We start from the raw sequence: 26,699 nt of genomic DNA, 5'->3' as shown, positions 1-26,699 counted from the left end.
GTTGAACCCAAGGGGAGAAAATGCTGTTCCAGCAGATTGCCACGACCATCGCCGAAGGCGAAGAGCACGAACTCGCCCCGCTGTGGGCTGAGCCGTGGGTCTTCGGAGTGGTGATCTTCGCCATCCTGCTGGTGATGATGTTCATCACGCTGTCCTACTCCAACCTTGGCAACCGCCATGCCGCAACGGAGGAGCATGCGGATCCGCACCGCCAGCACCCCAACAAGCACGACCACGGGCAGGGCCACTAACATTTCCCGCGCACTTCACCATAACGGTGCCAACGGCAGGTTGCGCCTGGGCGTCATGGGCGGGACGTTTGATCCCATCCATCACGGCCACCTGGTGGCAGCCAGTGAAGTGGCTGCCGAGTTTGATCTGGACGAGGTGGTCTTTGTTCCCACCGGCCAGCCCTGGCAGAAGTCCCACAAACAGGTCAGCGAGCCTGAGCACCGCTATCTCATGACTGTCATCGCCACGGCGTCCAACCCGCGCTTTACCGTCAGCCGCGTGGATGTTGACCGGCCTGGACCCACCTACACCATCGACACGCTGCGGGACCTCCGGGCCCAGCGCCCGGACGCGGATCTCTTCTTCATCACCGGCGCCGATGCGCTGGCGCAGATCCTGTCCTGGAAGGACATCGACGAGTTGTGGTCACTGGCCCACTTTGTGGGAGTGACCAGGCCGGGGCATGTGCTCGACGGCATGGGCCGCAGCGACGTCAGTTTGCTTGAGGTGCCCGCAATGGCCATTTCTTCCACCGATTGCCGCACCCGCGTGGCGGACAACAATCCGGTGTGGTACCTCGTGCCGGACGGGGTTGTCCAGTACATCGCCAAGTATGGTCTTTACCTGGACGGCACGGCGGGTGCCAGTGCTCCAATCTCCGAAGCAAGCGAACCAGCCAGCACTGAATGAGTTCTCTATGAGTCAGGAACAGCCCCCCATCCGCAGCCGCCGGGAACTCCGGAAGGCCAGGGACGCGCAACAGTCATCCGTGTCCACCGCCACGGACGAGCTTTCGCCTGCCCAAAAGAACCCGGCTCCCAACCGTCCCGCCCCGGGCACCGCAGCCACGGCTCCTGAACAGACGCACACCCAGCGCTCTTCGCAAATCCGCGCGCGGGACCGCGCGGCACTGCGCACCATCAAGGAACTGGAAGAAAAAGAGGGTCAGCTGGCAGCGGGAGGGCCGCCCACCCGGCGTCAGCTTCGCCTGCAGCAGCTCAAGGAACAGGCGCTTACCAGTGCCAACCCGATCGTTGCCCCGGCCGTGCCGGATGGTTCAGAGGGCAAGGCTCCCGCAGCCCCCGCCGCCGCCGCCAGGAACAAGGCAGGGGAGCAGGACCCGCAAGAGCCAAAGGGCAAGCCTTTCCCAGGCGGTGCTTCCGTTGGAACCGCCGCGCCTGCACTGGCGCCAGTGGCCCCGGATGGGATGACCGTCGAACAGGCCTTGGCAGCCAGGTCACTGATCGCAGAGCAGGCCAAAAACCAGATCGCGAAGATGCAGCACATCGCCTCGCTGGATCCGGAAGCCGTGGATCCGGAGATCCTGGCGGAGCAGATCGCCCTGGCGGAACGTGCGGCCGTGATGAACCGGCGTGCCATGGCCAAGCAGAAGCTTGCCGAACAGACCGGCATACCGGCCCCCGCCACCGACTCGCCCAAAGACCCCGCGCCCCGGCAGCAAGGACCGAAGCCGGCCCCCGTTCCGGCGCAGCGGCCGGCTCCCTCGGCCGCCAGCAACCTGGCGATGGTCACCCCTCTGGAATTCGTCCAGGTGCCGGGCGTCGACCGGCCGGTCATGAAGCCACCGGCCACGAGCCACGTTCCGGTCACCACACGCCCCGGGACGAAAGTGGTGCCGTCCGGCACCAGGAAGCGGCGTCCCGCGGGCGGTGACCGTCCGACCTCGTCCGACGCCGGACCCGGCCGTTCGCAGGTATTAGCCCGGGCAGAGGCTGCGGCGAAGGCAGCAGTTCTGCCCAAGCCTGCGGTCCTGGCGCCGGCAGTGGTGGCAGAGAACCACATCGGGAGTGCCGTCGAGGACCTGCCCCGTGTGCCCGCCCGGCAGGCCCACGGGCTGGATCCGCTGGACGCGGCAACGGCAGGAATGGCGCGGGCCACCCGGAACCGCATCCTTCAGTTCTCTGTCCTTGCCTTCGGGATCCTGGCCCTCATCGCCGGCATCCTCCTGATCATCAGCGGAATGTCCCGCTGACCGGCGCTGCCGGCACCACAAGCTTTCAAAACCAACAAGGAGTCCGCGTGACTGCATCAGATACATCCATCACCACAGCCCGCACTGCCGCCAAGGCAGCTGCGGACAAGATTGCCCAGGACATCGTGGCTCTGGACGTGAGTGAACGCCTCGCCCTGGCAGATGTTTTCCTCATTGCCTCCGCCCCCAGTGAGCGGCAGGTCAACGCCATCGTTGATGGAATTGAAGAGGAACTTGCCAAGCAGGATTTGCGGCCTGTCCGGCGCGAAGGCCGTTCCGGCGGCCGGTGGGTCCTGCTCGACTACTCGGACATCGTCATTCACGTCCAGCATGAAGAAGACCGCGTCTTCTATGCGCTGGAGCGCCTGTGGAAGGACTGCCCCGTGGTGGACCTGCAGCTGGAAGACGACGCTTCGGCGAAGGCTGCTGCTTCCACAGACTCGGAGTAGGCACGCAGACCGGCCGAATATGCCCGATTTGGAATTTTCGGAATTGCTGTTCTAAGATATTTGAGTTGCTCCGGCGAACACCGGAAGAAAAGCTCTTTGAGCGGCAATAATTCGGGGCTGTGGCGCAGCTGGTAGCGCACCTGCATGGCATGCAGGGGGTCAGGGGTTCGAGTCCCCTCAGCTCCACAAATAATCCGCCGGGATCACAGGATCCCGGCGGATTTTGTGTTTATCCGCCCGGGAAGCGGCTGGTTCGGCCTGCTGCCGGGCGCGGAAACGGTTGAAGGTGCCGATTGGCGCGCAGCAGCAAAGTGCATTAAGCTGATCAGGTTGCTTCGGCGGGAACCCTCCCACTGCGGCAGCAAGGTCCGGGGCTGTGGCGCAGCTGGTAGCGCACCTGCATGGCATGCAGGGGGTCAGGGGTTCGAGTCCCCTCAGCTCCACCGGTCATCCTCCTTGCAGGAGGAAAAAGGAACCACCCGTCCGGGTGGTTCCTTTTCTGCTTCCCGGGACGTTACAGGTTCGAACCGCTATAGCCACTGCCTGCGCCGCAGGGGCGGCTGGTCCCCGCCTGGCCGCTGGACAAGAACCTGGTTAACTCCCGTCAGATTGTTTTCAAACCCCAGGGCGCTGGAAGCCATATACAGCCGCCACACCCGGGCCCGTCCCGGGCTGGTCAGCTGTACCGCCTGGTCCCAGTGCTCTTCCAACCGGTGGACCCATGCCCGCAGGGTGAGGGCGTAATGCCGGCGCAGGGCCTCCACGTCCAAAATCTCGAAGCCTGCAGCTTCCAGGGCGGCGGACATTTCGCTAAGGCTGATCATCTCGCCGTCGGGGAATACGTAGCGGGGGATAAAGGAGTCCGGGTCCGGCGCGGTGGGTCCGGCGTTCCAGGAGATGGCGTGGTTAAGCAGGCGGCCGCCAGGGCAAAGCAGCTCGAACAATGCCGCGGTGTAGCGTGGCATTTCTGTCCGTCCCACGTGTTCGGACATCCCTATGGAGCTGATGGCGTCATAGGGCCCGTCCTGGACATCCCGATAGTCCTGCACCCGGATGTCCACTCTTTCGGTGAGGCCGGCCTCTGCCGCACGTTTGCGGGCCATGATGGCCTGTTCCTGGGACAAGGTAACACCCACCACGGTCACGCCGTACTTTGCGGCAGCGTGCAGGGCAAAGCTGCCCCAGCCACAGCCGACATCCAGCACCCGCATCCCGGGCTTGAGCCCCAGCTTGCGGCACACCAGGTCCAGCTTTGCCTCCTGGGCGGCGTCCAGGCCGCGGGCAAGGCGGTCCCCTGCGGGGGCCAGTCCGTCCTCCTCTTCAGGCCACACAGCGCAGGAGTAGACCATCGAGACTCCCAGGACCATTGCGTAAAAGTCATTGCCGACGTCGTAGTGGTGGGAGATGGCAGCGGAGTCCCGGCGCCGTGAGTGGAGCCTGCCCTTTCGGGCGATCCGCGCCTCTTCGGGCGGGGGAGCGGGGTTGGCGCCGATTGCCCCCAATCTGACGGCCGTCCGGAGCAGTGTCCAGAGTTCCCCGGCGGTGAGCGGTTTGAAGGGCCCTGGCTGAGCGAACTTTCCGGCCGAGCTCAAAGCGGTGAAGGCGGCAAATACGTCGCCGGGTGCATCAATGTCGCCGGAAACGTAGGCACGGCTGAGGCCCAACTGGCCTGGGGACCAAAGCATCCGCCGCAGGGCTCGCCGGGACCGGAACTCCAGCAGCGGCGCTCCTTCCGGCCCGGCCTCCGAGCCGTCCCATGCTCGCAGGCGGAGCGGTATTCCTTCCGTGCCCAGCACGATGGCCAGGGCTTTCGCGAGTCGTGCGGCGTTCCCTTTGCTGGTGGTCATGGCAGTCCTCCCTATGTCCTTTGGGGCCAAGACTAAGGCAGGCACGCCCTGCACGACTATCATGGGTGGGTGAATCCAGCCCGCGCCGACGTTGTTGTCATCGGCGCGGGCCAGGCAGGTCTTTCCGCCGCCTATCACCTCCAGCGCCGGGGGCTGGAGTTCGTAGTGCTCGACGCCGAGGAAGGTCCCGGCGGGGCATGGCGGCACCGCTGGAAAAGCCTCCGGATGGCCACCGTCAACGGCATCAGCGACCTCCCCGGCATCGCCAAGCCAGCGGTGGATCCGAGGGAACCGAGCTCTGAGTTCCTGACGCGTTACTTCCGCGCCTACGAGGAGGAACTGGGCCTGTACGTCCAGCGTCCGGTCAAGGTGGGGTCGGTCAGCCGCGAGGACCGGGACCCCGCCGGCAGGCTGTTGGTTGCCACCTCTGCCGGCATCTGGAGTGCAGCGGCGGTCATTAACGCCACCGGCACCTGGACCCGGCCGTTCTGGCCCGTCTATCCCGGGCAGTCCACGTTTCGGGGCAGGCAGCTCCATGTGGCCGGCTATGTCTCTGCCGAAGAGTTCGCAGGCAAGCATGTGATCGTGGTTGGCGGCGGAATCTCTGCAGTCGGCCTCCTGGACGAAATATCCCGCGTCACCTCCACCAGCTGGTTCACCCGGCGGGAGCCGGTGTGGCGGGAGGCGGAATTCGACGCGAAGGCCGGCCACGACGCAGTGGCACTGGTCGAAGAGCGGGTGCGCCAGGGCCTGCCCCCGCAAAGCGTGGTGTCAGTAACCGGGCTGATCCGGACACCGGCCCTGCGTGCGGCTGCGGCACGCGGTGCCCTCAACCGGCAACCGATGTTTGCAGCGATTGAACGCGACGGCGTCCGCCTGGCCAGCGGGGGCTTCCTGGCAGCAGACGTCATCCTGTGGGCCACCGGCTTCCGGGCCGAACTCGAGCACCTTGCCCCGCTGCACCTTCGCGGACCGGGCGGCGGCATCGTGATGGACGGAACCCGGGTGGCAGCCGAGCCGCGCGTCCATCTCGTGGGCTACGGGCCGTCGTCGTCAACCATCGGCGCCAACCGGGCGGGCCGCGCAGCAGTCGCTTCCATCCTCAAACTGCCGGGAGTCCGGCCTGCTGCCGGGACGGTAAATTGGGGCTGATGGCGGGAGCAGGGCACACATTGCAGACGGGACAAGGCGGCAGGAACCTGGTGGCACTACAAACTCTTGAGGACGTCTTTGCGGTGCTTCGGCGGCGGCCGGATGTTGACGCGCCCAACCTGCAGGCTTGGGATGCCACAGACCGCCTGCTGCTTGATTCGGCAGCGGAACACGTGTCCGCCGGAAGCAGACTGACCGTCATCGGCGATCGCTACGGTGCCCTGACCCTGGGTGCCTACGCAGTGCTCAGCCCCGCTGTGCTGCGCGTGCACCAGGACCTCATCACCGGCGAGCAGGCGCTCCGCCTGAATGCCGCGGAGGTGCTGGAGGCCGGGACCGAAAGCGGCCTCCCGTTCCTCCAGCTGCCCCTCGGGCGCGAGCTTCTGGAGGGTGCAGAAGCTGTTGTGCTGCAGCTGCCCAAGACCCTTGCAGAGCTGGATGAAATTGCGGCCTCAGTGGCCCGCTACGCTTCCCCCGACGTGGTGCTGCTGGCCGGGGGCCGTGTAAAGCACATGTCCCTTGGCATGAATGCGGTCCTGGAGCGTCACTTCAAGTCCGTCACGCCGCAGCTCGCCCGGCAGAAGTCCCGGGTGATTGTCGCCGCCGGGCCTCAGGGGAGCGAAGGCCCGGAACACTTTCCCGTCATCGAAAACCTGGCAGAAATCGATCTCGACGTTGCCGCCCATGGTGCGGTCTTTGCCGGGCCAAAGCTGGATATCGGCACCCGGTTCCTGCTGACGTTCCTGCCGTCCATGCGGCCCGCCCAGCACGCCGTGGACCTCGGCTGCGGCACCGGAATACTTGCGGCAATGTACGCCCGGCAGCATCCCGGTTCCACAGTAACCGCCACAGACCAGTCAGCCGCCGCCGTCGCCTCCGCCCTGGCAACTGCCCGCGCAAACGGCCTCGCGGGACGGATCCGTGCTGTGCAGGATGACGCCATGGGCACTATGCCGGACGGGAGCGCGGACCTGATCCTGCTCAATCCGCCGTTCCACGTGGGCGCCGGCGTCCATGCCGGGGCGGGCCTGAAGCTGATCGAAGCAGCAGGGCGCGTGCTGGCCCCCGGTGGCGAGCTGTGGACCGTCTACAACCGCCACCTTGCGTACCTGCCCGCGCTTGAGCGGCGCGTCGGGCCCACCGTCGTGAAAGGCCAAAACCCCAAGTTCACGGTGACCGTAAGCACCCGCCGCATACCGCGTTGACCATGCCTGAATCCTGAGCAGCCCGAAGGGATGGCCAGCCAAAGGTGCGCCGCGCTGTCGGCCGGTCCTATGGGTCTGCGCCGATGGGTAACGTACGATTCAAGCATCAGCATCTATGTGCCGGACACGAAGGGGACGCCGTGACTGAGATCCGCCAACCCTCACCACGACGCGGCACCAACCTGCCCAGGATGGGGGACTTCAACCTCACGGTGATCCTGGACGCCATCCGCAGGACTGCCGGGGGGCTCAGCAGGGTGGAGCTCGCCCAGATCGTCGGGCTTTCGCCGCAGACCATCTCCAACATCTCCCGGCGCCTCCTGGACCAGAACCTTATTGTCGAAGCCGGCAAGGAGGGCAGCGGTCCCGGCAAGCCCCGCACCATCCTCCGCCTCAACCCCGGCGGCATGTTCGCCGTTGGCGTCCACCTCGACCCTGCCGTGACCACCCTGGTGGTCCTGGACCTGGTGGGCGCCGTGGTGCAGCACTCGCGGATCAAGACGCCCGGCGGAAACGATCCCGGCTCCGTCATTGCCACCATCGCTGCCGAGATCTCCCAGCTCGTCGCGGATTCCGGTGTGGACACGGACAGGATTGCCGGCCTTGGCGTGGCGGCTCCGGGCCCCATCGACCTGGACAACGGCACCGTGGTTGACCCGCCGCTCCTCCCGGGCTGGGACAGGGTGGAACTGCGCAACGCGCTTTCGGAAGCCACCGGCTACTCGGTCCTCATGGACAAGGACGTCACCAGCGCGGCAGTGGCGGAAACCTGGGCAGGCGGTCCGAGCGGGGCCGGCAGCTTCATCTTTATGTACATGGGCACCGGCATCGGGTGCGGGATCGTCCTGAACGACGAGGTGGTCCGGGGCACGTCCGGCAACGCCGGCGAAATCGGGCACATCGTGGTGGACCCGGACGGCCCGCCCTGCGACTGCGGCCTCCGCGGCTGCGTAAAGTCCTCCTGCATCCCGCAGGTGCTGGTGGCCGAGGCCGAAGCCGCCGGTATCCTGGACGGCTCGCGGTCCGGCAACAGCGGCGCAGAAATCCAGCAAAGTTTTTCCGCGCTGTGCGACCTTGCCGACGCAGGAAACGAACAGGCGCTGGCCATCATCGACAAGTCCGCGGTGCGGGTGGCACGGGCGGCTTCGGTGGTGACCAACACGTTGGACGTGGAGCGGGTAGTGTTCGGCGGGCCATTCTGGAGCCGCCTCGCCGAACGGTATCTCGACAAGATTCCTGCCTTGCTCGATGCCAACAGCGACACCCGGCTGATCCATCCCATCGAGGTGGTGGGGACCGGGGTGGGCGAGGATGTTGGCGCCATCGGCGCAGCATCCCTGGTGCTGGAACATACCCTTGCCCCCCGCGCCCAGAGGCTTCTGCTGGAGAGCTGAAACGGTGCCCTTGCCTGGGGCTGGGCACCGATCTAGCATTTGCGTATTGCCGCGGCTGGGGCCCGCCGACAAAGGGGCACCGCAGCCTTGATTGAATGGAGCACCATGCGTCGCCCGGCCCTGAAGACCATGTCCCTGATTGCTTCCGCGCTGATGGTCCTGACGGCGTGTACGCCAGGTGCTGCCGAGGACGAGACCAAGACGCTTAAGGTGGTTTATCAGAAGACTGATTCCTTCACCGCCTTGGACACAATGTTCCAGGCAGCGAAGCAGCAGTTCGAGGCCGCGAATCCGGGAGTCTCAGTTGAGCTGCAGCCCATCCAGGGCAATGACGACGACTACGGCACCAAGCTGGCCCTCGCCCTGAGGTCGCCCTCCACGGCGCCGGACGTCTTCTACGAGGACACCTTCAAGGTCCGCTCCGACGTCGACGCCGGGTACCTCCTTAAACTGGACAGCCACCTTGAGGGCTGGGCGGACTGGGACAAATTCGACGACGGCGCCAAGGCGGCAGGGCGGGCGGACGACGGCGGAATTTACGCAGTGCCGCTGGGCACCGACACCCGGGCCATCTGGTACAACAAGAAGATCCTTGAAGCGGCAGGGATTACCGTCCCCTGGAAGCCGCGCAGCTGGCAGGACATCGTGGACACCGCACGCAAGATCAAGGCCAATGATCCTTCGGTGGTCCCCTTCAACATGTACGCCGGAAAGGGCACCGGGGAGGCAACTGTGATGCAGGGCTTCTACCAGCTCCTGCACGGAACCGGGTCTGCGCTGTACGACGAGGAAACGAAAAAGTGGGTGGTGGGTTCCGCCGGCTTCAAGGACTCGCTGACCTTCCTCAAGACCCTTTACGACGAAGGGCTTGCCGTAACGCCTGCGGAAGCCCTGGATGCGAACGTGTGGAAAAAGGTGTTCGGCGAATGGTTCCCGAACGGGAAGCTCGCGGCCACCGTGGAAGGCTCCTACGCACCGTCGTTCTGGCAGGAAGGCGGCAGCTACGAGTGGCCGGGCTACGAGCAGGAGATGGGAGTTGCCCCGTTCCCCACGCGCGACGGCGGCGCCCCGGGAGCGGTGAGCATGTCCGGCGGCTGGACCCTTGCCATCGGCGCCGGCACGAAGGAGCCCGACCTCGCCTTCAGTTTCCTCACCACGGCGATGAACCGGGAGAATTCCCTCGCTTTCACGCTGGACAGTTCGCAGATCGCTGTCCGCAGCGACGTTGCCGGGGACTCCGGCTACCAGGCGGCAAATCCGTTCGTGAAGGATGTCTCCGACCTCGTTTCCGTGACGCGGTACCGCCCTGCAACGTCCGACTATCCCCGGATTTCCGCCGCAGTCCAGGAGGCCACAGAGGCCGTCATCACCGGCAACCGCTCGCCGGAACAGGCCGCTGAGGAGTACGACTCAGCGGTCACGGACATCGTGGGCGGCGACAACACCGTCCGGAAGTAAACGTGCCGGCCCGAACGAGGGGACGCAGCCTGCTGCGTTACCTCCCCGTCCTGCCTGCCGTCCTGCTCCTGGTGGTTTTCCTTGCCGGCCCGGTGCTGTGGGCTTTCCACGCGTCCTTCACCAACGCCGGACTGACCGGCCGCAACGCTCGCAGCCCCAATTGGATCGGCCTGGAAAACTACCAGCGGCTGCTGGTGGATCCGGTGTTACCCCTGTCGCTGGGGCTCACCGTGCTGTTTGTTATCGGGTCAGCGGTCCTGGGGCAGAACCTGCTGGGGCTTGCCCTTGCCGTCCTCATGTGCCGCGCCCGCCGGGTTGTCTCCGGTGTTGTTGGAACAGTGGTGGTGGCAGCCTGGGTGCTTCCCGAGATCGTTGCCGCCTTTGCCGCCTATGCCTACTTCAGCCGCGACGGTACCCTGAACCAGTTGCTGGGCGGCCTGGGTATGGGCGAGCAGGACTGGCTCTACTCTTGGCCCATGGCCGCGGTGGTGCTGGCCAACGTCTGGCGGGGAACAGCCTTCTCAATGCTCGTCTACCGCGCGGCGCTGAACGATGTTCCCGCTGAGGTGGCCGAAGCCGCACAAATGGATGGTGCCCGGGGCTGGCAGGGCCTCGCCTTCATAACGCTGCCCATGATCCGCGGGAGCATCGCCACCAACCTGATGCTGATCACGCTGCAGACGCTGGCCGTTTTCACCCTGATCTGGGTGATGACGGCCGGGGGCCCGGCCAACGCAAGCACCACGCTGCCCATCCTGGCCTACCAGGAAGCTTTCCGGTTCGGGGACATCGGGTACGGCACTGCCGTAGCTTGCGTGCTGATCCTCATCGGGGCGGTCTTCGGCGCCGTCTACATACGGCTGCTCAGGGAGTCGAAGCAATGACAGCGCCCGCCCAAGCATCGGAAGCCGTTCCTTCCGGGCAAGCTCCTGCGCGGACCCATTCAGGGCGCGGCAGCAGCACTCCCGCTGATGTGTCACTGCTGATTCTGGGCTGTTGTTTCCTGCTGCCACTGCTCTGGCTGGTCCTGGCTTCCCTGGACGCCGGGGCCGGGCACGAAACAAGGGTCCCTGCCCAACCCGGTCTCGAAAACTTCGCAGCCATCATGACACCCGGGCTGCTGTTCCAGCCGCTGTGGAACAGCCTGGTGCTGTCTGCCGGCACGGCCACCGTCACCCTCGCTGCGGCCGTGCTGGCCGCCTACCCGCTGTCCCGCTACCGGTCCAGGTTCAACACGCCGTTTATGTACGCCGTCCTTTTCGGCACCTGCCTGCCCATCACAGCCATCATGGTGCCGGTTTACGGGCTGTTCGTTCAGCTGGAACTCCTGGACTCGATGCCGGCCACGATCCTATTTATGTCCGCCACCGCCCTGCCCATGGCCATTTGGATGACCCGGAACTTCATGGATGCAGTGCCTGCCTCCCTGGAGGAAGCTGCCTGGGTGGACGGCGCGTCGAGGATGACGGCACTGCGCACCATCGTCCTCCCTCTCATGCGCCAGGGGCTTGGCGTGGTGTTCATCTTTGTGTTCATCCAGGCATGGGGGAACTTCTTCGTCCCGTTCGTGCTGCTCCTTTCTGAGGCGAACCAGCCGGCCGCCGTGTCCATATTCAGCTTTTTCGGACAGCACGGGGCAGTCGCCTACGGCCAGCTGGCTGCGTTTTCCATCCTGTACTCACTGCCGGTCCTGGCCATGTACGTCATCGTCGCCAAGGGCGCCGGAAGTTCCTTCGCCCTTTCGGGCGCGGTGAGGGGTTGAACCGGCCCTGCAGCGCGAGCGGCCTGGCCCGGAAGCGGACGTCAGTCGATGTCCTCGATGACCACTCCGTAAGGGACGGTGTCGTCGAGGTGGGCCTGATGGCCAGTGGGGCCGGGGTTGTAGGTGACCCGGACGCCATGCAGCTTGTCCGCAGCAGACTGCTGCAGGACAGGCTTGACGGTGCTGATGAACATCTCGCTTTTGTCGGCGAGAAACTCCTTGTAACTGGCTGGAAGCTCGCTCATGTCAAAAGGATAGACCTGGAAAGGCACAGTGGGGAGAGGGGCCTTTCTGTCGGAACGGCCCGGTAAGGGAGGCGCACCGGGAAGGGTTGCAACGAAGATTGTTCTGCCACAAGGCCGAAGCGGGGCGTAAGACTGCGTCTTAATTCGGTCCGCACCTTGAATGCTCTTCCTGGCGCTCCTAGAGTTCTATACAAGTTACCGCGGTAACGTGTCAGCGATCCTCCGTTGCGGAGGGTGTGGGTGCCCCCATGTGGGCCTGACATTTGCCTACGGACAACTTCATTCCAGGCGTAACAGTCGCGGCTGCGTCCTCGTGAAGTTCCTCCGTGTTCCCCAAACTCGAATCATTGCCGGCGTCCTGTCACAACTGTTGACAGGCAGCCGTCAATGGCCCAAAGCCAAGGACGCAAATGTCGCCACCCAGCCCTATTGACACACACCCTAATCTTTCCGACGCCGCTCCGGTGGCCCTCTCCTACGAGCTGTTCCCGCCACGTTCGCCGGCAGCTGCGGAAACCCTCTGGACCACCATCCGCGAGCTGGAAACCACCGAACCGGACTACGTCTCTGTCACCTATGGTGCCAGCGGCTCCAACCGGGACACCGCCGTCGAACTCATCAACCGGCTCCTGATCGAAACCACCCTCCGCCCGCTGGCACACCTCACGTGCGTCGGAAACACGCCGGAGGAGCTGGCTGGAATCATCGGTGAACTGCTGGACACCGGCGTGCGCGGCATCCTCGCCCTGCGCGGTGATCTGCCCAAGGAGGGCGGGGCCCATGTGCCCGGGTCATTGCGCTATGCACAGGATCTGATCGAACTGATCCGCCGTGTTGAACAGCGCCGCTCGGCGCTGCTGTGTGCCGGGAAAATTGCGGTGGGCGTCGCGGCGTATCCCACCCGCCATCCTGAATCACCCAGCGAGGAACACGACGTCGAGGTGCTGCTCGCCAAGCAGCGTTCGGGCGCCGATTTCGCCATCACCCAGGTCTTTTTCCACGCCGAACAGTACGCGGACCTGCTCACCAGGGCCCGGCGCGCAGGCGTCACCATCCCCATCATTCCCGGCGTCATGCCCCTCACCAGCCTCCGCCGCCTGAACCGGCTTGGCGAACTGGCGGGTGTGGAACCTGATCCCCGGCTGATCGCGCGCCTCGGCGGCGCAGACACTGACCTTGAAAGGCTCCGCATCGGCGTAAACGCCACCGTGGACCTTGCCAACGCAGCACTGGAGGCCGGTGCTCCCGGTATCCACCTGTACACCTTCAACGAGCACCAAAGCGCCCTCGAGGTCCTGGACAAGCTGGCCCTTCCACGGCGCAGCAGGGCCGGCACCCGCCAGGCAGCGGCCGCCGGCCGCCAGCTCGCCGGCTAAACACTTCTTCCTCCGCACCACCCGTAAGCACTACCTGCAACTTAGGAATTGCCGAGTTGAAGGCCGCGGCGGGCAGGCTCACCGTCTCCACCTCCACCTCCACGTCCACGCAACACGTCCCGCACGACGTCGTCGAAGAGACGCAGCTTCCCGGGCAGCTCCGCAGCTGGCTGGCCTTCTCCGACCAGAAGGCAGTTGAGGTCAAGACCCTGGCCTCCTACCTGGCAGAACCGGCCTCGGCCAGGGCAGCCATCGACGAAGCAACTGCAGTGATCGCTTCCCGTGCCACCGCTGAAGGCGTCCGCCGTGCGGACGTCCGTGCCCGTACCCTCCTTCCGCTGAAGAAGGCTGACCACGCCGACTACCTGAAGTGGTCTGTGGATTCCTTCCGCCTGGCAACCGCCGGTGCTGCGGACGCCACCCAGATCCACACCCACCTCTGCTACTCCGAGTTCGGCGTGATCATCGACGCCATCGACGGCCTCGACGCCGACGTTACGTCCATCGAGGCCGCATGGTCCCGCATGGAGGTTGTGCACGACCTCGAGTCACACGGCTTCGGGCGCGGCGTGGGCCCGGGCGTTTACGATATCCACTCCCCGCGCGTACCGGGTACCGGGTACCGAGGAAGCCACCGAGCTGCTGGGCACCGCCGTCAAGCACGTGCCTACCCGCCAGCTGTGGGTCAACCCGGACTGCGGCCTTAAGACCCGCGGCTACACCGAGACGGAGGAATCCCTGCGGAACCTGGTGGAGGCCACCAGGACCGTCCGCGCGGGCCTGCTGCAGGCCGTGAAGTAAGGCAACAAAAAACGGTGGTTGAGCCCTGAGCCCAACCACCGTTTTTGCGTTGTCAGGACCAGACGATCTCGTCGTCTACCACGCCATCCTCATCGGCTGACGCCACGAGGACCTCATCAGTGAAATGCTCGCCCAGGGTGAAGTCCATGACGAAGTAGCGTTCGGGCTGGCCGGGGTAGATACCAACGTGGCCAAGTTTCAGCGCCTTGAGGAACACCGCATGGGTCAACTGGCTGCGGTCGGAGACGCCGAAAACCTTTTGCAGGTGCTCGTCCTTAAGCGCGCTGCAGTGGAAGTGAAGGTACTCCTGCGGGCTGGTCCCCTCCTGCTCCAGCTCCTCGGCGATCATGTCCCGCACCTCGTCCACCAGCTCGGGCAGGAAGCGCAAACGGTAGTCGACCTTGCGCAGGGCGGCTTCGTCAAAGTGATCGTGTGCGGTAACGTTCAGGTCGATTTCCAGCGAATGGCCGCGCAGTTTATGCTTGGCGGCGATGAAGTGATCCCTGCCGTGGTTGAGCTCGATCTCTCCAAAGTGCTGGCTCGCTACCTTGTTCATAGTTTCAACATAGACCCGAACCGCAGTGCATTCCAGCGTTCCGGGCTAATTCACCGCTGTGCGCATCCCCGCCAGTGTCTCGGCCAGCAGGTCAACAAACAGCTGCACCCGGGCGGTTTTCCTGTCATTGATCAGCAGCGCGAAAACATTGCGGGCAAGCCGGATCTCGGGAACGTCAAGCACCACCACTCCGGCAGGCCGGTGGCGCAGTGCCAGTTCGGGAACCAGCGCCGCCCCGAGCCCTGCCGCGGCCATCTCCAGGCTCGCGTGGAAGTCGTCACTGTGCGCCACCACCCGAGGATGCAGGTTGCAGCCCGCGAAGAGCCGTTCAATCACCATGGCATCGCTGGTACCCGGGTGGTGCATGATCCAGGGCATTTCGGAGAGGTGGTCGGCAGCAACCTTGGCGTCGGACCGGAAACCCCAGCCGGCGGGCAGCACTACCCGGAAGTTGTCGTCGCCGATCCATTGCCGGTTAATGGTGTTCGGCCACGCGAACCCGGTCTGGCCCACCTGGAAGACCACGGCCAGGTCAAGGTCGCCGCCAGTGCGGAGCCCCTGAATGGTCTGGCCGGGCTCCGCTACGGACACCTTCAGGTCAATGCCCAGGTTCTTCCAGGCCGGGTTCTTCAGGATCCGGGGGAGGACGTAGGTTGCCAGGCTGGGAAAGATGCCCAGCCGAAGTTCCTGGTTGGCGGTGTCCTGGGTCCTGGAAGCTGCGGCCATAAGGGCTTCCATGTCCGTGAGCACCTTGGCTGCATGCCGGGTCATGACGACGGCGGCTTCCGTCGGCACCACGCTGCGTGCGGAGCGCTGGAAGAGAACGACGCCGGTGTCCCGTTCCAGCGCCGACATCTGTTGGGAAACTGCCGAGGCTGTATAGCCCAAGGTTGATGCCGCCGCCGCGAACGACCCCAGCCGCGTGACCTCCAGGAGGGTCTTCAGGTGTACCGGATTTACCACCTGATCACAGTACTCTGCGGCCCAGCGCTGAAGAAGCTGCCGCTATGTCCGCTCCCTGTACTTAGTGGCCGTGGTGTTGCTCACCTGTAAGGGTTCCCGGGGTCACTTTACGCGCCATTTTCGATGCCGGGGGCGGACGCCTCCGGGGCACCGACACGCCGTCTTTTCCACGACACGCAGGGCGTTGAATGTGGCTAAGTACTCCACAGGGTGTGGATTCCGTCCGCTAAAACAGCGAGATCCCGGACATTTTGGCGGCACCTCCCTGTGGATTAAAGGTGCATTAAATGACATACTTGTAATACATCATCTTGGGGTTCCGAAGCGGCGTCTGCACTACATGTAGTATCGACATACAGCTTGGACCGGGACACCGGACCAGCGAGGACTTCGACAAAGGGGACAGGAACAATGACCGTAACGGTTTACACAAAGCCTGCTTGTGTTCAGTGCAACGCCACCTACCGGGCGCTCGACAAAAAGGGCATCGCCTACCAGAGCGTTGACATCTCCCAGGACGCCGAGGCACTCGAGCGCCTGAAGGCTCTGGGCTACATGCAGGCACCCGTTGTGGTTACCGACCAGGACCACTGGTCAGGCTTCCGCCCGGACAAGATCGAGGAACTGGCGCTCTCCGCTGTCTCCTCCGTGGCCTAGGGGTCACTCCTTTTCCTGCCCGCAACAGACAACAAGCTGAGGTGACTCCGACGGCAGCACCAGCAGCCCAGGACTTCCACACAGCACAGGAATCCCGGACATCGCAGGAACCTCCCGCGGCTCAGCGCGTGGATGCTTCCGCGCCGGCTCCGGCTGTTGTTACCGGCAGCCGGCTCATCTACTTTTCCTCGGCATCCGAGAACACCACCCGCTTTGTCTCAAAGCTTGGCCGTGAGGTGGCGCGGATTCCGCTGCTCGCCAAGGATGCACCCCTCCTCGCCACCCAACCGTTCGTGCTGGTGGTGCCCACTTACGGCGGCACCGGGGGAGAGGGTTCTGTGCCCAAGCAGGTTATCCGGTTCCTGAACGTTCCGCAGAACAGGCAGCTGCTCCGCGGAGTGATCGCTGCCGGCAATACCAACTTTGGGGACAACTACTGCATGGCGGGGGACATCATTGCCGCCAAGTGCGGAGTACCGCACCTCTACCGCTTCGAATTAATGGGCACGCCAGAAGACGTGACCCGCGTAAACAATGGATTGGACACGTTTTGGACACGACTGTCGCAGACACAGAAGTAACCAGGGCCCAGAAGCCTGAGATGCCTGCCGCTTACAAGGGCCTGGGGTATCACGAGCTGAACGCCATGCTGAACCTCTACGGCCCCAGCGGCGAGATCCAGTTCGAGGCGGACCGCGAAGCCGCGCACCAGTACTTCCTGCAGCACGTGAACAACAACACCGTGTTCTTCCACGACCTGGAAGAGAAGCTCGAATACCTGGTCAAGAACGACTACTACGAGCGCGAGACGCTGGACCAGTACACGATGAACTTCATCCGTGACCTGTTCAACCGCGCCTACAAAAAGAAGTTCCGCTTCGAGACCTTCCTGGGCGCCTTCAAGTTCTACACGTCCTACACACTCAAGACGTTCGACGGCAAGCGCTTCCTGGAGCGCTACGAGGACCGCGTCTGCATGGTGGCCCTGCACCTGGCCCGCGGCAACGAACAGCTCGCCACCCAGATGGTGGACGAGATCATCGACGGCCGCTTCCAGCCGGCCACGCCCACGTTCCTGAACGCCGGCAAGAAGCAGCGCGGCGAGCTGGTCTCCTGCTTCCTGCTCCGCATCGAGGACAACATGGAGTCGATCGGCCGCTCCATCAACTCCGCCCTGCAGCTGTCCAAGCGCGGCGGCGGCGTGGCGTTCGCGCTGACCAACATCCGCGAGGTCGGCGCGCCCATCAAGCAGATCGAGAACCAGTCCTCCGGCGTCATCCCCGTGATGAAGCTCCTCGAAGACAGCTTCTCCTACGCCAACCAGCTCGGTGCCCGCCAGGGTGCCGGTGCCGTGTACCTGCACGCACACCACCCGGACATCTACCGCTTCCTGGACACCAAGCGTGAGAACGCCGACGAGAAGATCCGCATCAAGACCCTCTCCCTCGGCGTCGTCATCCCCGACATCACCTTCGAGCTGGCGAAGAAGGATGAGGACATGTACCTGTTCTCGCCGTACGACGTCGAACGCGTCTACGGCATGCCGTTCTCCGACGTCTCGGTCACCGAGAAGTACTACGAGATGGTGGACGATTCCCGGATCAAGAAGACCAAGATCAAGGCGCGTGAGTTCTTCCAGACCCTCGCCGAGATCCAGTTCGAATCCGGCTACCCGTACATCATGTTCGAGGACACCGTGAACCGGGAGAACCCGATTGACGGCAAGATCATCATGTCCAACCTGTGCTCGGAGATCCTCCAGGTTTCCCAGCCCACCACGTACAACGATGACCTGTCCTACGCGGACACCGGCAAGGACATCTCCTGCAACCTGGGCTCGCTGAACATCGCCAAGGCCATGGACTCCCCGGACTTCGGCCTGACCATCGAGACGGCCATCCGCGCACTCTCGGCGGTGTCTGACATGTCCAACATCACCTCGGTGCCGTCCATCGCCAAGGGCAACGACCAGAGCCACGCCATCGGCCTGGGCCAGATGAACCTGCACGGCTACCTGGCGCGGGAACGGGTCCACTACGGTTCCGAAGAGGGCTTGGACTTTACCAACATCTACTTCTACTCAGTGGTGTACCACGCAATCCGCGCCTCCAACCTGCTGGCCATCGAGACCGGCCAGACCTTCGGCGGCTTCGAGAAGTCCAAGTACGCGTCGGGCGAGTTCTTCGACAAGTACACGGAGCAGGAGTGGGTGCCGCAAACAGAGAAGGTGCGGGAGCTGTTCGAAAAGGTGCACATCCCTACGCAGGCTGACTGGCTGGCGCTGAAGGCTTCGGTTATGGAGCACGGCATCTACAACCAGAACCTGCAGGCCGTGCCGCCGACTGGCTCGATCTCCTACATCAACAACTCCACCTCCTCGATCCACCCGGTGGCGTCCAAAATTGAGATCCGCAAGGAAGGCAAGCTGGGCCGCGTTTACTACCCGGCGCCGTACCTGACGAACGATAACCTGGAGTACTACCAGGACGCGTACGAGATCGGCTACGAGAAGGTCATCGACACCTACGCCGCTGCCACCCAGCACGTGGACCAGGGCCTGTCCCTGACGCTGTTCTTCAAGGACACCGCCACCACCCGCGACATCAACAAGGCCCAGATTTACGCATGGAAGAAGGGCATCAAGACCATCTACTACATCCGTCTCCGCCAGCTCGCGCTGGAAGGGACTGAGGTGGACAACTGTGTTTCTTGCATGCTCTAGTCAGTCGAATTAGGCCGATATTCTGTAGGGGATGAAGGATGGAAACGACGACGGCGACGGGCGGCTTGGTCTACCGCATCCGGCTTCGGCGGGAGGTCGAGTACCGCTATGTCGGTATCACTACCAAGACAGCCAGTCGTCGTTTCCATCAGCACCTGCGAGTGGCCGCGGAGGGACGGAAGACCCCGTTCTATGACTGGGTTCGTAAGCAGAACCCGGTTGACCTCATCGCTGATGAGCTGGATTGGATAGAAGGCCTGCAGGAGTTTCGGATGGTGGCCTTGGTCCTACCGGGGTCATTTGGACCGAGGAGATGCGGGAGGCTGCACGAATCCGGAATACAGGCAGAAAAGGTCTGAGCCGCCCGGGTGCTGCCAATCCATTCCACGGTAAAAGGCACAGCCCAGAGCAACGCAAGAAGTGGGAAGAAAGCCGTAAAGGGACAAACTCTGGAGCGGATAACCCCAATTTTGGAAAGTTTGGGCCCGACCATCCGGGATTCGGGCATGCTGTCAGCGAGGAAACACGGAAGGCGCTTTCGGAAGCAAAGAAGGGTGCCGGGAACCCGAACTTCGGGAAAAAGGCCAGCGCCGAAACCCGTGCGAAAATGTCAGCAGTACGGAAGGGCCGCCCAATGCCTTCCAGCCAGCGCACCGCACACACCAGACATCACACCAACAAAGGCATCGAGAAAGCCGACTGCAAGTACTGCGTCGAGGACTCAGCCAAATCAAGTCTCTCTTCAGAAAGTGAGTCGGAGTCATGACCGAAAAAGTAAAGCTTCTCAGCCATGTTGAGGCGATCAACTGGAACCGCATCCAGGACGATAAGGACGTGGATGTCTGGAACCGCCTGGTCAACAACTTCTGGCTGCCGGAGAAGGTGCCGCTGTCCAACGACGTCCAGTCCTGGAACACGCTGACGCCGGCTGAGCAGCAGCTCACCATGCGCGTGTTCACCGGGTTGACCCTGCTAGACACTGTCCAGGCAACTGTTGGCGCTGTTTCGTTGATCCCGGATGCGCTCACCCCGCACGAGGAGGCCGTCTACACGAACATCGCGTTCATGGAGTCGGTGCACGCCAAGAGCTACTCCTCCATCTTCTCCACGCTGGCCTCCACCAAGGAGATCGACGAGGCGTTCCGCTGGTCCACCGAGAACGAGAACCTTCAAAAGAAGGCTCAGATTGTCATGGACTTCTACCAGGGCGATGACCCCCTGAAGCGGAAGGTGGCGTCGACGCTGCTTGAGAGCTTCCTGTTCTACTCAGGCTTCTACCTGCCCATGTACTGGTCCTCGCGCGCCAAGCTGACGAACACGGCTGACCTGATCCGCCTGATCATCCGCGACGAGGCCGTGCACGGCTACTACATTGGCTACAAGTTCCAGCGGGCCCTCGAAACGGTTACCCCGGAACGCCGCCAGGAGATCAAGGACTACACCTTCGAGCTGCTCTTCGAGCTGTACGAAAACGAAGTCCAGTACACGCACGATCTGTACGACGGCGTGGGCCTGGCCGAGGACGTCAAGAAGTTCCTGCACTACAACGCCAACAAGGCCTTGATGAACCTGGGTTACGAGGCCATGTTCCCGGCATCCGTCACCGACGTGAACCCGGCCATTCTCTCGGCCCTGTCCCCGAACGCTGACGAGAACCACGACTTCTTCTCGGGCTCGGGATCTTCGTACGTGATCGGCAAGGCCGTCAACACCGAAGATGAGGACTGGGACTTCTAGGTTTCTGGGGGATCGGAACCTAGTTGGCGATTTCGCGACTAGTTGTTCTCTGTCAGTGGGGTGGTTGTTGTAGAAGTTTAGCCATGGCTGCAGGGCCTCGGTGCGTGCCCGGTTGGACGTGAAGGGTTGCCGGTAGGCCCATCCTTCCTGGAGGGTGCGGTTGAAGCGTACTGCTTTGCCGTTTCGCCAGGGGTGCCGGGGTTTGAACAGGATGTGTTGGCGGCCAGTGCGTCCTGGAAGTTCCGGGAGAGCCGGTAGGCGAAGGCGTTATCTGTCATGACCCGGCGAACGGGTACGCCTTGGTCTGCCCCATGGCTGCTGCGGCCCGGGTAGGAACCACAAGCTCCGTGCTACTCGCAGCGTTCCGCCACCGTTGGCATCTTCCCTTGGAAGTGTGCGTCAATGGTTCCGTCCTCGCCCAAGGTGCGCTGGCTCCGGATGACCGCATCCGTACCGGAGAGGGTAGCAGCCTTTTCAAGCCAGGTGGAGTCCGGAGGCCCTGCTATTGCAGGGCCTCAAGCCCGTCTCACTCATCCCGTTTATGGATTGAGCCGGGGAGCGGGACTCTAAAGGACGGCCCCGTCATGGAGCCTGGTCCGCTGAGATCGGCGGGGGAAGCCCCTTGTCCAGAACGCGATCATCAGCCTGACAGTCGCTGCACCGCCGGCATAGATCCAGGGCGACCCCCATGCGCCCTCCGGAGTCGGGGTTGTGAAGGACACCACGGCCGCGGCCGCGGCCAGTAACGCCTCCGAGCCGGCCTGCAGTGGCCGGGCCCCATTCTCGGGGCATGCCAGGCGGGTGAGCGGGATGATCGGCAGGAGGAACAGGCAGAGGCTGAAGATTGGCCAGATGCCTTTGAAGGTGAAGATCACCAGACAGCCAGCCGCCGGCCCAGCAGCCCACGTTAAACAGTGCCAGGGGAACGAGCAGGGCGCCGGGCAGCAGGAACGCCACGGCCTGCCTAACCGACGGGATCTTCCCGGTGGGCCCGAAAATGCAGGCCCCGATCAGCAGGTAGACGGCCGCATACCAGGGCAGCAGCTGGATGATGGGATTCGCCAGGTTGAACACCAGCAGGGACAGCGCCGGGACCACGACGCAAACGGCGGCGAACGTCCACGAGCGGTGGGCCGGAGCGGGATATACCCAGGCACTAGCCTGAGCCTTCACTTCTGGTCGCTGAGGACTGCCACTGCCCGCGTGTTCTTGGCGGAGTAGTCATAGATCAACACACTCCGAGCTGGATCCTGCATGGCCGTCCACATTTGTGCGTCCATCACAAAACGTTGGGTGGCGCCGTCCCGGAATTGGCCAATCTCGATCATCTCCGTCGATGACAATTCAAGATTTCCGCCGACGCCGGCAGCAAGAGTGCCGGGGCTGAGCATGACGCGAAGATCCTTGCCGGGCTCACTCGCCATGTTCTCTAGCTGCAGAACTGCGCCGGACTCGTTGACCTCGAGGGTGGCCGTGCCAGAGGTAGCTGCAGTCAGGGACTGGAACGAGCCCTGCATCGTGGCGGACACAGCCGAGGGACTAGGGAAAGCCGAAGCTGCTTCGACTGGGCGGGTGTCCTGATCGTGCCCAGGCTCTGAGTAAGTACACCCCGCCAGGACCGACACCAGGACTCCGGCGAGCAGCACACGTCGCACCAGTTTCATCATGCCCCCGATGATTCGTTTCTTTGGCACCCTACCCGAGTCCAAGGCGGGGAGGCACAACCAGGCCACCGCACATATTGAGCCCATGGCCCGGATCTGCCCGGTCACGAGCTGCTTGTGCCAGGACTGCCCGGAGGAGCGCTGCATGCTGACCGTGGGAACCAGGGGCAACCTGCCCAGGGCAGGTAGTGGTCAATAGCCCTTGCCGACGAAAAAATCCAGTCTTGCATCTGGGAATCCTCGCCTCGAAACTCTCCCAATGGGCGTCATTGAAGAACTGCGTCCACTCGACCACGTCGTGGACCGCCTCGCGGAAAAGTACCCGGACATGCCGCGGAAACGCATTGAGGACATCGTCGAGCAGGAGCACCGCTTCCTGGACGAAGGCAGGGTCCGGGCCTATGTTCCGGTCCTGGTTGAACGCGCTGTCAGGGACCGGCTAAGACAGTAGTCGCACTCGCCAGACATCTGGGCTTCCAGCGACTTGGTTGCTGGTTAGCTTGTTGCCAGGCCAGATGCACCAGGAGTCAGAGCGTACTCCTTGGGTAGCTTCAGTGACAGTTCCTCCGTGACGTCGCGGATACGGTCCAGGTAGTCGGTGATGAGTCCGTCGCCGCCGGCGTCCATGAGGGCGCGCATGGTGGGCTGGTCGTTGACGATCCAGGGGATGACCTGCATGCCCTTGGCGTGTGCGCGTTCCACCATGTCGGCCGTCACGACGGGGTGTAGTCGGGGTCGGTGACCTTGCCGTTCTGCGGGTTTCCGTGGACGAGGGAGATGGCGTCGAAGCCAAGGGAGGCAGCGGCCTTGACGAGGTCCCCGCCGAAGTCATAGGAGTCGGTGCCGCCCAGCCAGGGTGAGGCGCCGGGCTGGCCGGTCTGCAGGAAGTCCTTGTTGGTCAGGGCCACGGTCCGGAGGCCGGGTTTGCGGTCCTGCACGAGGCAGAGCGCGCCCCAGTCATAGCTTTGGATGGAGACGCGGTGCTCCATGTTGACGGCCTTCATCTCGCGGATGGCGACGTCGACGAACTGTTCGCGCGACGCGGTCTGCGCGGGGGCGCCGGCTTCGACCTTAGTTACAATGTTGAACTTCACCTGGCTGGCCTTCTGGACTTCGTTCCACTGGGTATTGCGGTCGACCTTGGTGAAGGCCTCTGCCTTTGCTGTAAGGCCCTTCTGGGTTTGCCCGTTGGTGGCCACAGCGCAGTTTGCGGCTGACAGGGTGGCTACTGCTCCGAGTGCGTGGTGGGGATGCCTGGCGACCGAATGCGATCAAACGTAGGTGCTGGGAGTGGCGAAAGCGACAACGACAGGTGCCGAGAGGATGAAGCCGAGAGATGGGAGAGTGGCCCCGGGAAGTGGCTCCGGGCAGGACGAGCGCTCAGGTCGACTGGCCGGCGGACAGGAAGTTCATGCTGGCAGTTACCTGGGGAGCTTGGGAAGCCCGCGGTGGCCTTAGCTGAACCACACGGAAGAAGGTGCCGCACACCGAATCGCGGGCGTGCGGCACCTTCTCAATTACGTCACCAGGAGTGGGCGACGTCCACGATCAGCCGGGAACCGGATCCAGGCCCGTCCAGGGTGAAGACCCTGAAGGGCAGCCGGGCGCGGACGCCCAGGCCGATGCTGGTGGAACCCTCAAAGCTTCCGGCGTAAACGACCTGCCGGAAGGTCTGGTAGCCGGCGACGTTGGACAGTTCAGCCTTTGCCGCCGGGTTGTAGGTGAGGTTGCCGTTGCTGTCATACGAGGGTGCATTCACGACGACCTGCAGGCGCGCTTTGCCATACACGGGGATCGTGTAACCGGTGGGGTCCTGGATGATTTCCGGGACGTAGCGGACCGTGTAGCCCTTCGCAGGGCCGTTGAGGTCAACCACCATCCGGTCGAAGCAGGGTTGCTGCCCTGTCCGGACGTTGGTGACGGACGCGGAGCTCATCCCGGCCATGGATTTAGCCAGGGAACCCCATTCGAGACCGCAATACGATGCTGCCGAGGCGGGCCCCGGTGCCAGAATGCCCAGCCCGACGGCTGCCAGGAGGGCCGTGAGCCAGAGGAGGAGTTTTTTCATTGGGGGTGCTTCCAAGGGGAGTGGGGCGGTTGGATAGCTCAAGATTAGGGAGTGCGAGGGGCACAAAACGAGGCTTGTTGCCGCTTCGGGGCGAAACCGTAAAGAACACCACCTCCCGGTCACGTGCTAGTAAATTCGGGGGTTCTCGTCCGGCCGTTTTAATCGTTTTGGTGCCGTTTCTGGACCCGCCCGTGACGCCGGGTAACGACGCCGGGCGCCGCCGTCGCGGCGTCGTTACCCGGACTGCCGGCAACCCCTTAGGCTCATTGCCTATGAGCGAAGTCGAGCGCGTCATTATTGTCCACGGGTACGAAGCTGCACCGGATGCTAACTGGTTTCCTTGGCTTGAAGGTGTACTCCAAGCAGAAGGCATCGGCGTCACTGTCGTTTCCCTGCCCGCCCCGGACGCTCCTGATGCGGCAGCGTGGGAGAGCGCTGTCAGTGCCGCTCTTGGGGTGCCCGATAGCAGGACGGCGGTTGTGGCACATTCCCTCGGCGCGGTTACTGCACTGCGAGTACTCGCGGCGCTGCCGGAGCCATGGGAGCTAGGCGGTCTTGTGCTGGTGGCCGGCTTCACTCAACCACTGGAAGCGTTGCCGGAGCTGGATGGCTTTCTTGCAACGGACGTTGACGTTGAACGCGTGGCCAGGAGTATCGGCAAGCGGGCCGTTCTCCGCTCGGATGCGGATCCCTTTGTGCCGCCGGCAGCGTCCGATGAGCTTGCCGGGCGGCTCAACGCACAGCTACAGGTGGAACCAGGAGCGGGACACTTCATGGCTAAGGATGGGGTGACCACCCTCCCAGCCGTGCTTGACCTGCTGGGGTCGCACTAGGAACCGCCTTCGCCGCCTTGGTGACACCCCACCTTCACCGGGCACTGATAGGGTCCGGGCATGGATGATGAATTATTGCTTGCACGGACCGCTACCGTCGAAGACCTCGCCGCCAGGGGCGGCTACAATGAGGGCTTCCTGGGCGTTACCGTACCCATCCCGACGCTGGCCGGGGTCGAGACAGTCCTTTTGCCATACACGCACTTCTCAGTGCTGATGCGCCCGGACAAACGCCTCGCGGCCGTGACAGCACTGGGGATTGATGGCGGCAAACTCATGGACCTGGACCGCGCAGGAATCAACTGGCGGCTGGATCCACGGCTGCGTGAAGACCAGCAGACGGGTGAACGGGTCTACGCCCGCAACGACATCGATCGCGGACACCTGGTCCGACGTGCGTCCGCCGTCTGGGGTGAGAGCCGGGCCGAGGCGGCACAGGCCAACGAGGACACATTCCACTACACCAACGCTGCGCCGCAGGCCGCCAAGTTCAACCAGGGCATGGAACTGTGGCTCGGCATGGAGTCCTACCTCCTGGACCACGCCGCCCATCACAGCCGGAAACTCCTGGTGTTTACCGGGCCGATCTTCAGCGACCTCGACCCCGTCTATCGGGGAGTTGGCATCCCCCTGCGGTATTTCAAGGTCGCAGCCTTCATCCATGGGGGCGAGCTGGCAGCCACCGGGTATGTCGTTGACCAGACACCCCAGCTGGCCGACCTGCCGGACGTGCCGCGGCCGGGCGCCGTTGAGGAGGCTCCGCCATTGGGCCCGTTCCGAACCTTCCAGGTACCCGTCCGCGATATCGCCGAACTCACCGAACTGAACCTCGACCAACTCGTTGCCGCCGACAGGATGCCGATCGCCGCAACCCTCCGCACCGCCCGGGTCGGGACCACCTGGCGGGAACTGGTGTCCACAGAGTGCCTTGATCTTGACTTTGACCTGGACGCGTAAGGGAACACCCGCCAGCCTAGCCTCTGAGGACCTCCATCAAACAGGCGCGGGCCAGCGCCGGTAGCCGGATTAGCGTTACTGGCCCGTGTCGCCTCAGGACGCGGCGATGACGATGTTCTTATGAATGGGCTTCCACCCGGCCTCGAGGAGCTTATCGACGTCGTAGCCGTCCGACACCAGTACCGTCTCAGCAACACCCACACCGCTTACATGGACGACCTCATGATCGTCCGTGAGATCGGAACAACCGCCCACCCACATGGCCTCAGCGTCTTGGCGTACGGCGACCACACAAGCCCTGCGGCCGTCGTCGCTTTTCGCTCCGAAATACCTGACCTCGTTGTGCTCGACCAGGAACCTCACGGTATTGGAAGGTATCTCGTCCTCCGGCCATACGGTGATCCCGGCAGGAAGTTGATCTTCCGCATCGGCTGGAGACTCAAGAGCGCTGATTTTCGGTGCTGAAGTGCAGCCCGCCAGTAGAAGTGCTGCGACAACTGCGGCTGCAAAAACTTGCTGTTTCATAGCGCTGCCCCCTCAGGCTCATGGTCACGTCAGCCTACTGCGTTGCTGCCTTACGTGTTACACCCATCGACCTCGAAGGTGATTGGGGGCGTTTACCTGCGGAC

At 63.6% G+C, this 26,699-nt stretch carries 28 protein-coding genes, 2 tRNA genes and 2 pseudogenes; 21 read left to right on the top strand and 11 right to left on the bottom strand.

All coding sequences use genetic code 11. The features are described 5' to 3' along the window. The first annotated feature begins 20 nt into the window (after positions 1-20). The 6 genes from AC5RT4_RS03850 to AC5RT4_RS03825 all read left to right on the top strand — a co-directional run bounded on the left by AC5RT4_RS03850 (position 21) and on the right by AC5RT4_RS03825 (position 3,116). A complete protein-coding gene (locus tag AC5RT4_RS03850; protein ID WP_494039884.1) occupies positions 21-251 on the top strand; it encodes a hypothetical protein in 231 nt (76 codons plus the stop codon). After that, complete coding sequence (gene nadD / locus AC5RT4_RS03845; protein ID WP_494039883.1) at positions 196-921, top strand: nicotinate-nucleotide adenylyltransferase; 726 nt, start codon at positions 196-198, stop codon at positions 919-921. Before AC5RT4_RS03850 ends, nadD begins: the two co-directional genes overlap by 56 nt. Positions 922-928: 7 nt before the next feature. Beyond that, complete coding sequence (locus AC5RT4_RS03840; protein WP_494104889.1) at positions 929-2,224, top strand: hypothetical protein; 1,296 nt, start codon at positions 929-931, stop codon at positions 2,222-2,224. 47 nt (positions 2,225-2,271) lie between these two features. Continuing rightward, the gene (gene rsfS, locus AC5RT4_RS03835) at positions 2,272-2,673 is read left to right on the top strand and encodes a ribosome silencing factor (RefSeq protein WP_494039881.1); all 402 of its coding nucleotides are present in this window, start codon (positions 2,272-2,274) and stop codon (positions 2,671-2,673) included. A gap of 113 nt (positions 2,674-2,786) precedes the next feature. Next, positions 2,787-2,859: transfer RNA gene (locus AC5RT4_RS03830), tRNA-Ala, on the top strand. A 184-nt stretch (positions 2,860-3,043) separates the two neighbouring features. Next, positions 3,044-3,116 (top strand) — tRNA-Ala (locus AC5RT4_RS03825). Between the two features lie 87 nt (positions 3,117-3,203). Here the strand turns inward: AC5RT4_RS03825 and AC5RT4_RS03820 are convergent. After that, a complete protein-coding gene (locus tag AC5RT4_RS03820) occupies positions 3,204-4,520 on the bottom strand; it encodes a class I SAM-dependent methyltransferase (protein WP_494039880.1) in 1,317 nt (438 codons plus the stop codon). A 69-nt stretch (positions 4,521-4,589) separates the two neighbouring features. On the opposite strand from AC5RT4_RS03820, the gene AC5RT4_RS03815 reads away from it, so the two are divergent. From AC5RT4_RS03815 to AC5RT4_RS03790, 6 genes are all read left to right on the top strand, one after another. Beyond that, on the top strand, positions 4,590-5,672 hold the full coding sequence (locus AC5RT4_RS03815; protein ID WP_494039879.1) for an FAD-dependent oxidoreductase: 1,083 nt from the start codon (positions 4,590-4,592) through the stop codon (positions 5,670-5,672). A 50-nt stretch (positions 5,673-5,722) separates the two neighbouring features. Then, on the top strand, positions 5,723-6,877 hold the full coding sequence (locus AC5RT4_RS03810) for a class I SAM-dependent methyltransferase (RefSeq protein WP_494039878.1): 1,155 nt from the start codon (positions 5,723-5,725) through the stop codon (positions 6,875-6,877). A gap of 191 nt (positions 6,878-7,068) precedes the next feature. Next, positions 7,069-8,271: an ROK family transcriptional regulator gene (locus tag AC5RT4_RS03805; RefSeq protein ID WP_494040143.1), complete on the top strand. Its 1,203-nt coding sequence runs from the start codon at positions 7,069-7,071 to the stop codon at positions 8,269-8,271. A 105-nt stretch (positions 8,272-8,376) separates the two neighbouring features. Further along, complete coding sequence (locus AC5RT4_RS03800; protein WP_494040142.1) at positions 8,377-9,729, top strand: extracellular solute-binding protein; 1,353 nt, start codon at positions 8,377-8,379, stop codon at positions 9,727-9,729. A 2-nt stretch (positions 9,730-9,731) separates the two neighbouring features. Continuing rightward, the gene (locus AC5RT4_RS03795) at positions 9,732-10,613 is read left to right on the top strand and encodes a carbohydrate ABC transporter permease (protein WP_494039877.1); all 882 of its coding nucleotides are present in this window, start codon (positions 9,732-9,734) and stop codon (positions 10,611-10,613) included. Next, the gene (locus tag AC5RT4_RS03790; protein WP_494039876.1) at positions 10,610-11,491 is read left to right on the top strand and encodes a carbohydrate ABC transporter permease; all 882 of its coding nucleotides are present in this window, start codon (positions 10,610-10,612) and stop codon (positions 11,489-11,491) included. The genes AC5RT4_RS03795 and AC5RT4_RS03790 overlap by 4 nt, the downstream gene beginning before the upstream one ends. 41 nt (positions 11,492-11,532) lie before the next feature. Here the strand turns inward: AC5RT4_RS03790 and AC5RT4_RS03785 are convergent, their stop codons facing one another. Then, positions 11,533-11,736: a hypothetical protein gene (locus AC5RT4_RS03785; RefSeq protein ID WP_494039875.1), complete on the bottom strand. Its 204-nt coding sequence runs from the start codon at positions 11,734-11,736 to the stop codon at positions 11,533-11,535. A 410-nt stretch (positions 11,737-12,146) separates the two neighbouring features. Between AC5RT4_RS03785 and AC5RT4_RS03780 the strand changes: the two genes are divergently transcribed. Together AC5RT4_RS03780 and AC5RT4_RS03775 are read left to right on the top strand one after the other, a co-directional pair. Then, the gene (locus AC5RT4_RS03780; protein ID WP_494039874.1) at positions 12,147-13,112 is read left to right on the top strand and encodes a methylenetetrahydrofolate reductase; all 966 of its coding nucleotides are present in this window, start codon (positions 12,147-12,149) and stop codon (positions 13,110-13,112) included. Between the two features lie 53 nt (positions 13,113-13,165). After that, positions 13,166-13,913: pseudogene (locus AC5RT4_RS03775) on the top strand (hypothetical protein); the annotation flags it as partial. 52 nt (positions 13,914-13,965) lie between these two features. Here AC5RT4_RS03775 and AC5RT4_RS03770 read toward each other — a convergent pair. Next, positions 13,966-14,469: a DUF2004 domain-containing protein gene (locus tag AC5RT4_RS03770; RefSeq protein WP_494104888.1), complete on the bottom strand. Its 504-nt coding sequence runs from the start codon at positions 14,467-14,469 to the stop codon at positions 13,966-13,968. A gap of 45 nt (positions 14,470-14,514) precedes the next feature. Next, positions 14,515-15,432 (bottom strand): LysR family transcriptional regulator, encoded by a 918-nt coding sequence (locus AC5RT4_RS03765; protein WP_494039872.1) that lies wholly within the window; start codon positions 15,430-15,432, stop codon positions 14,515-14,517. 411 nt (positions 15,433-15,843) lie between these two features. Between AC5RT4_RS03765 and nrdH the strand changes: the two genes are divergently transcribed. The 4 genes from nrdH to nrdF all read left to right on the top strand — a co-directional run bounded on the left by nrdH (position 15,844) and on the right by nrdF (position 20,548). After that, positions 15,844-16,089 (top strand): glutaredoxin-like protein NrdH, encoded by a 246-nt coding sequence (gene nrdH / locus AC5RT4_RS03760; RefSeq protein WP_050054847.1) that lies wholly within the window; start codon positions 15,844-15,846, stop codon positions 16,087-16,089. A gap of 128 nt (positions 16,090-16,217) precedes the next feature. Beyond that, positions 16,218-16,670 carry a class Ib ribonucleoside-diphosphate reductase assembly flavoprotein NrdI gene (gene nrdI / locus AC5RT4_RS03755; RefSeq protein WP_494104907.1) on the top strand — a complete coding sequence of 151 codons (453 nt, stop codon included), beginning with the start codon at positions 16,218-16,220 and terminating at the stop codon, positions 16,668-16,670. A 20-nt stretch (positions 16,671-16,690) separates the two neighbouring features. Continuing rightward, a complete protein-coding gene (gene nrdE, locus AC5RT4_RS03750; protein WP_494039871.1) occupies positions 16,691-18,811 on the top strand; it encodes a class 1b ribonucleoside-diphosphate reductase subunit alpha in 2,121 nt (706 codons plus the stop codon). 762 nt (positions 18,812-19,573) lie between these two features. Next, on the top strand, positions 19,574-20,548 hold the full coding sequence (nrdF, locus tag AC5RT4_RS03745; RefSeq protein WP_494039870.1) for a class 1b ribonucleoside-diphosphate reductase subunit beta: 975 nt from the start codon (positions 19,574-19,576) through the stop codon (positions 20,546-20,548). A 66-nt stretch (positions 20,549-20,614) separates the two neighbouring features. Here nrdF and AC5RT4_RS03740 read toward each other — a convergent pair. The 3 genes and pseudogenes from AC5RT4_RS03740 to AC5RT4_RS03730 form a co-directional block, all read right to left on the bottom strand. Beyond that, positions 20,615-20,829: pseudogene (locus AC5RT4_RS03740) on the bottom strand (integrase core domain-containing protein); the annotation flags it as partial. Positions 20,830-21,130: 301 nt separating this feature from the next. Beyond that, positions 21,131-21,721 carry a hypothetical protein gene (locus AC5RT4_RS03735; protein WP_494104887.1) on the bottom strand — a complete coding sequence of 197 codons (591 nt, stop codon included), beginning with the start codon at positions 21,719-21,721 and terminating at the stop codon, positions 21,131-21,133. After that, positions 21,718-22,215 carry a DM13 domain-containing protein gene (locus tag AC5RT4_RS03730; protein WP_494039868.1) on the bottom strand — a complete coding sequence of 166 codons (498 nt, stop codon included), beginning with the start codon at positions 22,213-22,215 and terminating at the stop codon, positions 21,718-21,720. Before AC5RT4_RS03730 ends, AC5RT4_RS03735 begins: the two co-directional genes overlap by 4 nt. A gap of 256 nt (positions 22,216-22,471) precedes the next feature. On the opposite strand from AC5RT4_RS03730, the gene AC5RT4_RS03725 reads away from it, so the two are divergent. Further along, positions 22,472-22,663: a three-helix bundle dimerization domain-containing protein gene (locus AC5RT4_RS03725; RefSeq protein WP_494039867.1), complete on the top strand. Its 192-nt coding sequence runs from the start codon at positions 22,472-22,474 to the stop codon at positions 22,661-22,663. A gap of 44 nt (positions 22,664-22,707) precedes the next feature. Here AC5RT4_RS03725 and AC5RT4_RS03720 read toward each other — a convergent pair whose 3' ends face one another. The 3 genes from AC5RT4_RS03720 to AC5RT4_RS03710 form a co-directional block, all read right to left on the bottom strand. Then, positions 22,708-22,929 (bottom strand): glycerophosphodiester phosphodiesterase, encoded by a 222-nt coding sequence (locus tag AC5RT4_RS03720; protein WP_494039866.1) that lies wholly within the window; start codon positions 22,927-22,929, stop codon positions 22,708-22,710. Further along, the gene (locus AC5RT4_RS03715; protein ID WP_494039865.1) at positions 22,926-23,411 is read right to left on the bottom strand and encodes a PI-PLC domain-containing protein; all 486 of its coding nucleotides are present in this window, start codon (positions 23,409-23,411) and stop codon (positions 22,926-22,928) included. Before AC5RT4_RS03715 ends, AC5RT4_RS03720 begins: the two co-directional genes overlap by 4 nt. A gap of 323 nt (positions 23,412-23,734) precedes the next feature. Beyond that, positions 23,735-24,280, bottom strand: coding sequence for an AMIN-like domain-containing (lipo)protein (locus tag AC5RT4_RS03710; RefSeq protein WP_494039864.1), 546 nt, complete (start codon positions 24,278-24,280; stop codon positions 23,735-23,737). Positions 24,281-24,552: 272 nt separating this feature from the next. Between AC5RT4_RS03710 and AC5RT4_RS03705 the strand changes: the two genes are divergently transcribed. Beyond that, a complete protein-coding gene (locus AC5RT4_RS03705) occupies positions 24,553-25,113 on the top strand; it encodes an RBBP9/YdeN family alpha/beta hydrolase (RefSeq protein WP_494039863.1) in 561 nt (186 codons plus the stop codon). Between the two features lie 60 nt (positions 25,114-25,173). Next, complete coding sequence (locus AC5RT4_RS03700; protein WP_494104886.1) at positions 25,174-26,070, top strand: DNA/RNA non-specific endonuclease; 897 nt, start codon at positions 25,174-25,176, stop codon at positions 26,068-26,070. Between the two features lie 93 nt (positions 26,071-26,163). Here the strand turns inward: AC5RT4_RS03700 and AC5RT4_RS03695 are convergent, their stop codons facing one another. Next, on the bottom strand, positions 26,164-26,595 hold the full coding sequence (locus AC5RT4_RS03695; protein WP_494039861.1) for a hypothetical protein: 432 nt from the start codon (positions 26,593-26,595) through the stop codon (positions 26,164-26,166). Positions 26,596-26,699: the final 104 nt, after the last annotated feature.

It is taken from the genome of Arthrobacter sp. sptzw42 (assembly GCF_059089685.1).
This window is presented reverse-complemented; position numbering and strand designations above follow the sequence as displayed.